This window comes from Actinotalea sp. (assembly GCF_035443605.1).
Taxonomy (GTDB): domain Bacteria; phylum Actinomycetota; class Actinomycetes; order Actinomycetales; family Cellulomonadaceae; genus Actinotalea.
On sequence record NZ_DAORSQ010000113.1, the window covers coordinates 1 to 7,498 of the forward strand.

At 78.0% G+C, this 7,498-nt stretch carries 5 protein-coding genes and 1 pseudogene; 1 reads left to right on the forward strand and 5 read right to left on the reverse strand.

Going from position 1 to position 7,498, the window contains the following annotated elements; translation table 11 throughout:
• Positions 1-291: 291 nt before the first annotated feature.
• On the forward strand, positions 292-1,191 hold the full coding sequence (locus tag PKY62_RS11195; RefSeq protein WP_324536971.1) for a S8/S53 family peptidase: 900 nt from the start codon (positions 292-294) through the stop codon (positions 1,189-1,191).
• A 101-nt stretch (positions 1,192-1,292) separates the two neighbouring features.
• Here PKY62_RS11195 and PKY62_RS11200 read toward each other — a convergent pair whose 3' ends face one another.
• The 5 genes and pseudogenes from PKY62_RS11200 to PKY62_RS11220 all read right to left on the reverse strand — a co-directional run.
• Positions 1,293-3,929: a CHAT domain-containing protein gene (locus PKY62_RS11200; protein WP_324536973.1), complete on the reverse strand. Its 2,637-nt coding sequence runs from the start codon at positions 3,927-3,929 to the stop codon at positions 1,293-1,295.
• A gap of 49 nt (positions 3,930-3,978) precedes the next feature.
• Complete coding sequence (locus PKY62_RS11205; RefSeq protein WP_324536975.1) at positions 3,979-5,700, reverse strand: S8 family serine peptidase; 1,722 nt, start codon at positions 5,698-5,700, stop codon at positions 3,979-3,981.
• A gap of 103 nt (positions 5,701-5,803) precedes the next feature.
• A complete protein-coding gene (locus tag PKY62_RS11210; protein ID WP_324536977.1) occupies positions 5,804-6,292 on the reverse strand; it encodes a hypothetical protein in 489 nt (162 codons plus the stop codon).
• A complete protein-coding gene (locus tag PKY62_RS11215; protein WP_324536979.1) occupies positions 6,289-6,921 on the reverse strand; it encodes an RNA polymerase sigma factor in 633 nt (210 codons plus the stop codon). Before PKY62_RS11215 ends, PKY62_RS11210 begins: the two co-directional genes overlap by 4 nt.
• Before the next feature lie 312 nt (positions 6,922-7,233).
• Positions 7,234-7,498: pseudogene (locus PKY62_RS11220) on the reverse strand (50S ribosomal protein L1); the annotation flags it as partial.

Here is a 7,498-nt window from a genome sequence, read left to right on the forward strand (position 1 = left end):
GTCCCGGGAGGGGCGGCATGACGACCTGCGGTCTTGGGCGTGATCAGGGTACGCGCCGTGGGGCCGGGGGCCAAATCGTCATGCCGACCGACCGACGGCCAGGGACCCCGCAGGTCCCCGGATGTCACAGACGGGCCACACCACGCTCTGGAGGGGCGAAGGGCCACCGCCAGGCCCGCGAGCCCAGGGAGCGCCCATGCCTCGACCCGTCACGGCCAGCCCGCACCGCCGTCCAGCCCGGGCGCCATCGCCGTCGCAGGGGGACGGCGCACGCGCGACGGGAGCACGACGGTGACCCGGGCGACCGCGGTCGACGGCGTGTCGGTGCGCGACGGCGCGGGAACGTCCGTCGAGGTCACGGCGGTGCGCGACGGAGCGCCCGCCCCGACGGCTGCCGCGCCCGCCGTCGTCGACTGCGCAGCGTGGCTCTCGGCCGGCCGACGGCCGAGGCTGTCCGTGCCGCTCGCGCCGTGCCCCGCCCCGACCCGGGACGGCACCGGGGCGGGCGTGCGGATCGCCCTGCTCGACGCACCCGTCGACCTGGCCCACCCCGACCTGCGCGGGGCGCGGGTGCGCACCTGGGCCGGGCCCCGTTGCCCGGAGGCCCCCGACGGCACCTTCGGCACCGCGGGCACCGGCCGGACGGGGCGCTCGACGTCCTACGCCACGCTGCTCGTCGGCCAGGGCACGGCGCAGGTGCGCGGGCTCGTGCCCGCGGCCGACCTCCTCGTCGCACCCGTGCTCGACTGCGACGGGCGCTGGGTGGACGAGGTCGTGGCGCGCGCCGTGCGCTGGGCGATGGCCGGGCGCGCCGCGGTGATCGTGCTGCCGTTCGGACGGCACCACCTGGGCCGACGGGTCACGACCACCCTGCGCGCGTCGGTGGCCGGTGGGGCGCGGGTCTTCGCGGCAGCGGGTGACCTCGGCCCCGACGTGCTGGCCTTCCCCGCCTCGGTGACCGGCGTGGTCGCCGTGACGGGGCACGACGCGATCGGGCTGCTGCCCGGCTGCAGCCTGCACGCCGACCTCGCTGCGCCCGGGCACGACGTCCCCGCCGGCGGCCCCGACGGGCTCACCCTGCTCCAGGGCACCGGGGCCGCAGCCGTGCTCGCCGCGGGGGCCTACGCCGCGCAGGTCACGGAGCTCACCGCGCGCTGGTCCGGCGCGCCTGCTGGCGCGCTGGTCCGGTAGCCCGGCGTGGTCGGCCTCGAGGACAGCGCTCCGCCCGCCGCATCCGCGGGCGTGACGGCCCGGTGACCTGCACGGACGCGGCCGGGAGCGCGCGGCGGGACCTACGCACCGTCGCGGGCGAGCGTGGGAGCGAAGCACGCGAGCGGGACGGGCTCGTCGGTGCCGGCGCACGCCGCCGCGAGCGCCCGGGCCGGGCTCGCCCCGGCGCTGAGGTGCCCGTGCAGGGCGGGCATCACCCGGGCCGCGACGTCGTCGCGCAACGGGGCGAGCGCCGCGACCACCGCGCCGGCGCCCAGCCGCAGCAGCACGCTGGCCAGGCCGAGCACCTCACCCCCCGGACGGACGGTGGCGCGGCCCACCTCGCACGCCGAGAGCACCACCACCGAGCCGACGAGCGTCGCGCCCTCGAGCTCGTGGGCGAACAGCGGCCCGTCGGCGAGCCGGACCCAGGAGAAGAGCGGGTTGTCGGCCTCGTGGTGGCCGTGGGTCGCGAGGTGCACCACGCCGGCCGTGCGCAGGGCTGCGGCGCCGGCGGCGCAGTCGGCGGCGGGGCCCACCAGTGGCGTCGCCGAGGGCCACGCGCGCGCCACGGCGGCGACCTCCGCCTCGGCGTGCACCAGGCCCGGCCCGGCCAGGGCGACGACCCCCGGCGGGCGCTCCGGCCCCGTGCCGGTGGGCACCGTCAGCCGGGTGCTCACACTCGTCGCCCGGCCGGCCCGCGACGGCGCCAGACCCCAGGGCAGCGTGACGAGGGCGCCGCTCGCGACGACGTGCAGCGACCCGTCGCACCCCAGCGGCGCGACGAGCAACGCGTCGAGCCGTCCCAGGCCCCGGCGCAACGAGGTCCGCGCGACCGTCCGCAGGGGTGCGGGCAGCAGCGGGTTGGCGAGCACCTGGAGGTCCGCACGCAGGCGGCGGGCGAGCTCGTCGACCTCCTCGGCACCGGCCAGCCGTCGCAGGCTCAGACCGGAGCTGTCCACGACGACGACGTGCACCCCGCCGGCGTGCACGAGGTAGTCCGCGACGGTCGGCCCGCCGTCGGACCACGGGCCGGCCAGGGACGACCGGACCTCGCGCGCGGTGGGCGCCGTCGGGGCACCCGTCCCGTCGCCGAGCCGCCACGACCGCTCGCGGGCCAGCGCGCGCAACCGGGCCGCCTCCCGGCGCAGCGCGTCGCGCTCGGCCAGCGCCGCGTCGCCGCCGTCCGGGGGGACGAGCCGCTCGCGCTCGAGGCACTGGCGCAGCTCGGCGAGCAGCTCGGCGAGGGTCGGGTCCTGCGGCGGGCGCACCCGGGCCGGGCCGGCGAACGTCGCCCGGCCGCGCTCGAGGGCCTCGAGCACGTCGGCGGGGTCCCCGCGATCCAGCGCGGCGGCGACGTCCGCGTCTGTCAGCCGGCCGCCGTGCAGCGCTGCGGCGGTCACGGCCTCCACGGAGCCCAGCTGGCGGCGGTGCTCGGCGAGCATCGCCTGGCCGGCCCGCACGTGCCGCCGGGCCGCAGCCGGCTCCCCCGCGGCGAAGGCGAGGCGCGCCCGGACCACGCGGACCTGCACGGCCATGGACAGCGACTCGCGCCCTGTGAGCCGGCCGGCGGCCCGCAGCGCGGCGCGAGCCGGCTCGGGCCGCCCCGCGGCCACCCACGCCTCGGCAGCCGTGACCATGGCGACCCGGCCGGTCTCGCGAGCACCCCCGCCACGCCGCGCCCGGACGCGCCGGCCGAGCGCCTCGGCCCGGCGGGCCAGCCGCCCGAGCGCAGCCGGGTCGGGCGGGTCCGCCGCGACGAGGATGGCGAGCCGCGCCCTGGCGACGGCGAGGTCGGCCCGCGCCGCCCACGCGACGTTGCCCCGCCGGACGAACCTGCGTCGTGCCGCGCGCGCCCAGCGCAGGGCGTCGGCTGACCGCCCCGCCAGCAGCGCGCAGTGCGCCCTCGCGAGCTCGACCTCCGCGAGGTCGTGGGTCAGCCGGTGCGCGGCGAAGAGCTCGGCCGCACGGCCGAGGGTGGCATCTCCCTCCGTGGTGAGGCCCGCCTCGAGCAGCACCTGCGCCTGGTCGAGCAGCGCGACAGCCGGGGACGCGCCGTGGTCGATCCGCGCGGCGTCGGCCATCGCCGCGAGGGCGGCCGGCAGGTCCCCCTCGAGGAACTCGAGGTAGCCGAGGTTGTGCCGGGCCTTGAAGGTCAGCAGCCCGTCGCCGATCGCCTCGGCCCGCTCGGCGCACCCGGCGAGATCCGCCCTGGCACGGCCGAGGTGGCCGCGCTCGAGGTGCAGCGTGCCGCGGTTGAGGAGCAGCACGCACGCGTCGACGGGCTCGGCGTCGGCCAGGCGTGCGACGGCGCGGTCCAGCTCACGCAGCGCGGCATCGACGTCACCCGCCCGCATCCACAGCAGCCCCCGCTGGCCGTGGATCGCGACCTCGACGGCGGCCGCCCCGGCCGCTCGCGCGCTGCGCTCGGCCGCGTCGAGCATCGCCCGGCTGGCGGCGACGTCGGCCCGCAGCTCGTAGTCGCTCATCACCAGACCGAGCAGCGCGCGCGCGCGGACGTACGACGCGGCCTCGTCGGGCACGCGGTCGGCCGCCCGGTCCGGCGGAGCCTCGGACGCGCCGGCTGGTGCGGCGTCCTCGAGCCTGCTCAGCGCCGCCCGGAACCGGCCCGACGCGCGCGCGGGCCGACCTGCCGCGTTGTGCGCCAGGCCGGCCTCGAGCGCGCTACGGGCACCGGCGAGCCCCCGGGTCGCGGTCATCGCCCTCCCCACCGTCGCGCCGGCCCCGCCCGTGGCGGAGCGGGATGCCTCACGACCCGGGCGCCAGACCCGTGGTCGCCGCGACGGCCTGCCAGCCCAGGGTGCACCGCGCGGCCACCGCGTCGGCCCACGACCCGCCCGGGGCCGGCGGGGGCACCTGCTCGCGCCGCGCCAGCAGCGCAGCCGCGAGCTCGCCCGCCAGCACGGGCGTGGCGAAGGACGTGCCGCTCCACACCCCGAACCCGCCGCCGAAGCCGTCCGGGTCCATCGTCGCGCGACGCTCCCCCGAGCGCCGGCCGGCGAGGTCGCGCGTGGCCGCGACCGAGCCGTCGAGCGTGGTGGGCAGCGTGCTCACCACGGCCGCGCCGGGGCGCAGGCACGTCACCCACGGCCCGTCGTTGGAGAACAGCGCCGTGGTCCCGTCCGGGTTGAGCGCGCCGACGGTCAGCACCGGGAGCTCTGCGGCGCTCAGCGCCGCGGGGTGCAGCGGTGCCGGCGGCGTGGCCGTGAGGTCGAGCAGCGGGGCGAAGGCCGCGGGGTAGAGCGGCCGCGGGTCCCCGTCGTTGCCGGCGGAGACCACGACGACGACGCCGTGCCGCGCCAGCGCCGCCAGGCTCCGGGCGAAGGGCTGGTCGAACGCCGCGTCCTCGGGACGCTCGTGGTAGTAGCCGAGCGACAGGTTGAGGACGTCCACCGGGTGGTAGCCGGTCCGCCCGTGCAGGCCGAGGACGTGGAAGATCAGCAGCCGACGCAGCGCGCTCAGCAGGTCCCACTCGGGGATCGCCCCCTCGCCGCCGTAGAGCCGGGCGGACAGGATGACGGCGTCCGGGCAGCCCTGGTGCACCAGGCCGGCGATGAACGTGCCGTGCCCCGACGCCGGGTCGAGCCCACCCGTGAGGGGGTTGCCGGCCATGCCGCCGACCTCGGAGTCACCGGCGGACGGGTGCGCAGCCGGGTACGGACCGATGGGAACGCCGAGCACCGTGGGGTTGCGCACGACGACGTCGTCCCCCAGCCACGGGTGGGTGCCCGTGCCCGTGTCCAGGACGGCGACGACGGGCCGGTCGAGACCCTTCGCCGTCCGGCTCACGGTCTCGCCCGCGCGGTGGCGACGGGCCGGCGACGGGCCCACCCACGCCACCGGGCTGCGTCCGCCCGAGCCGGCGGAGCCGTACTCGCCGATGCCCGCGGCGGGGTGCGGCTGGGTGTAGGGGTGCGGCTGGGTGTAGGGGTGCGGCTGGGTGTAGGGGTGCGGCTGCGTGTAGGGCGTGCCACCGATCGAGGGCCCCGGCGACGCGACGAGCACATGGTCCAGGCTCAGCCCGGCACCGGCCGTCGCCGAACGCCCGCCGAGCGCCTCGACGAGCTCCCAGGCGTCGGGCGGCGCCGACGCGGTCCCCGGCGCGGGCTCGAGCCGCACCCCGAAGGAGAACGCGTCGGACAGGCCTGCGACGACGTCCTGCCCGAGGTCCGCCTGGCGCACGAGGGCGAGATCGGCGAGGTCCCGCGGCTCGACGGCGATGCTCCAGCCGCGCTTCGCCGCCGCCTCGGCGAGGTCCGACAGGTCCGGCGCGGCATCGGCGAGCACGCCACGGACGAGCACCCGGTCCGCGACGTAGGTGGTCGGCCCCGGCGCCGGGGCGCCGGCACGACGCACCGCGGTGAGCGGGTCGAGCGTGCGCATGCGCCAGCCGAGCGTGGCGGGCGCCTCCTGGTCACCCCGCTCCGGGCCCTTGTCCCCCACCGGCCTGCGCACCGCGTCCTGGCTCATGTGCTCCCTCTCGCTGGTCCCTGTCCCGACCGTGCCCGCCCGGGCCGTCCGTGCCCACGCCGTGCCTGACCCGTGCCCGCCCCCGACGTGCCGCCACCGCGGCTCACAGCTCGATGACGGGGGTGCTCACCGCCGGGCCCGTGCCGTCCGACCGCCGCAGCACGAGGCCGGCCGGACCGTGCGGGACGTCGGGCAGCACGAAGGCGCCGTCGTCGTCCGAACGCGCGTGCAGCACCCCCGCGGGGCGGTGCAGCTCGATGTCGAAGCCGGTCGCCGGGGCGATCCAGCCGTCCACCCGCACACCGCCGGACGGGCTCACCGACAGGGTGATCATCGCGGTGACCTGCTCCGACGTGAAGGTGATCGTCCTGGCCTGCACCGTCTGCTCACCGCGGACGGCCAGCGTCGGCTCCTCGAGCCAGGCGAGCTCCATGAGCTCGGCGTGCAGGCCCTCGAGGGTCAGCGCGAAGAGCGCGCGGTCGACGATGCCGGGCGGCATGGGGTCCACGCGGTCCAGGACGCGCGCCAGGTCGGCGACCAGCGCCAGGTCCGTCGCGTCCACGGCCTCGTCGGCGGAGTACTCCCGGCTCATGCCCCCAGCCACCCTTCGTCGTCGTCCAGCAGTGTGCGCAGCTTGGCCAGGCACCGTCCCCGGGTGATCCCCACGGCGGTGACCTTCATCCCGGTGGCCTCGGCGATCGCCGCGTAGTCCGGGCGGTCGGCGGTGGCCACGAAGCGCAGCAGCTGCTGGCAGCGGGCCGGGAGCTCGAGGAAGTGCCGCCACAGCGCGCGGTCACGCTCCGCGGTGAGCACGGAGGAGTCCGGGGGCGCCTCGGCCGAGCGCAGCTCGCGCCCTGGCGTGAGCTCCGCGTCCGGCAGCTGGGTGGTCCGGCGGTCGTCCTCACGGCGACGCGCCACGACACGCCACGCCGCGCGGCGCGCGCTGACCACGAGCCAGCCCAGCACGGCGTCGGGCTCGCGGATGGTCGGCGCGCTGCGCACCAGGGCGAGCCAGACGCCCTGGACGACGTCCTCGGCCTCCTCGCGCTCGCAGCCCTGGGCTCGCGCGATGCGCCACAGCATCGGGGTGAGCTCCTTGACCAGCTCACCCAGGGGTGCGGTGGCACCGGCGCGGTAGGCAGTCAGCGCCGCCGAGGCCCGCGCAGCGAGGCTCGGCGTGGCGACGCCGAGGTCGCTCGTCCCGTCCGCCGTGGGGGTCATCGCCCTGCGCCCTTCCCGGGTCGTCCGGCCCGTGCGCGTGCGCCGCCTCGGACCACCACCACATGGTGCACCGCATCGACCTCTCCCGCATCGCCGGACCCCGACCCGTGTCGCACGCCCCGGCGGGGCGGCGCCGGATCGGGCGGGTCACCCCCTCAGGAGCGCGGGGTCGGCGGTCTGTGACATCGCGGGCACCGCGGGTTCGCGGCACCGAAGCTGGCGCTCCGGACCCGCGCTCCGGACCCGCGCTCCGGACGCAGCGAGGCCCGGTCCCCTCAGGGGGGGACCGGGCCTCGCTGCGAGCGGCTGGGCTCAGGACTCGTCGTCCTCCTCGGTGAGGTGACGCGTCTTGTTCTGGTCGAGCTGGATGCTCGGGCCCATCGTCGTGGTGACGAACGCCTTGGCGATGTACCGGCCCTTCGAGGAGGCCGGCTTCAGCCGCAGGATCTCCTCGAGCGCCGCGGCGTAGTTCTCCACCAGCGAGACGTCCGGGAAGGACACCTTGCCGATGATGAAGTGCAGGTTGGCGTGCTTGTCGACGCGGAACTCGATCTTGCCGCCCTTGATGTCGGACACG

Coding starts and splice junctions, on each gene's coding strand:
- PKY62_RS11200 (WP_324536973.1), bottom strand. CDS start 3,929: ATGACCGCGACCCGGGGGCTCGCCGGTGCCCGTAGCGCGCTCGAGGCC.
- PKY62_RS11205 (WP_324536975.1), bottom strand. CDS start 5,700: ATGAGCCAGGACGCGGTGCGCAGGCCGGTGGGGGACAAGGGCCCGGAG.
- PKY62_RS11210 (WP_324536977.1), bottom strand. CDS start 6,292: ATGAGCCGGGAGTACTCCGCCGACGAGGCCGTGGACGCGACGGACCTG.
- PKY62_RS11215 (WP_324536979.1), bottom strand. CDS start 6,921: ATGACCCCCACGGCGGACGGGACGAGCGACCTCGGCGTCGCCACGCCG.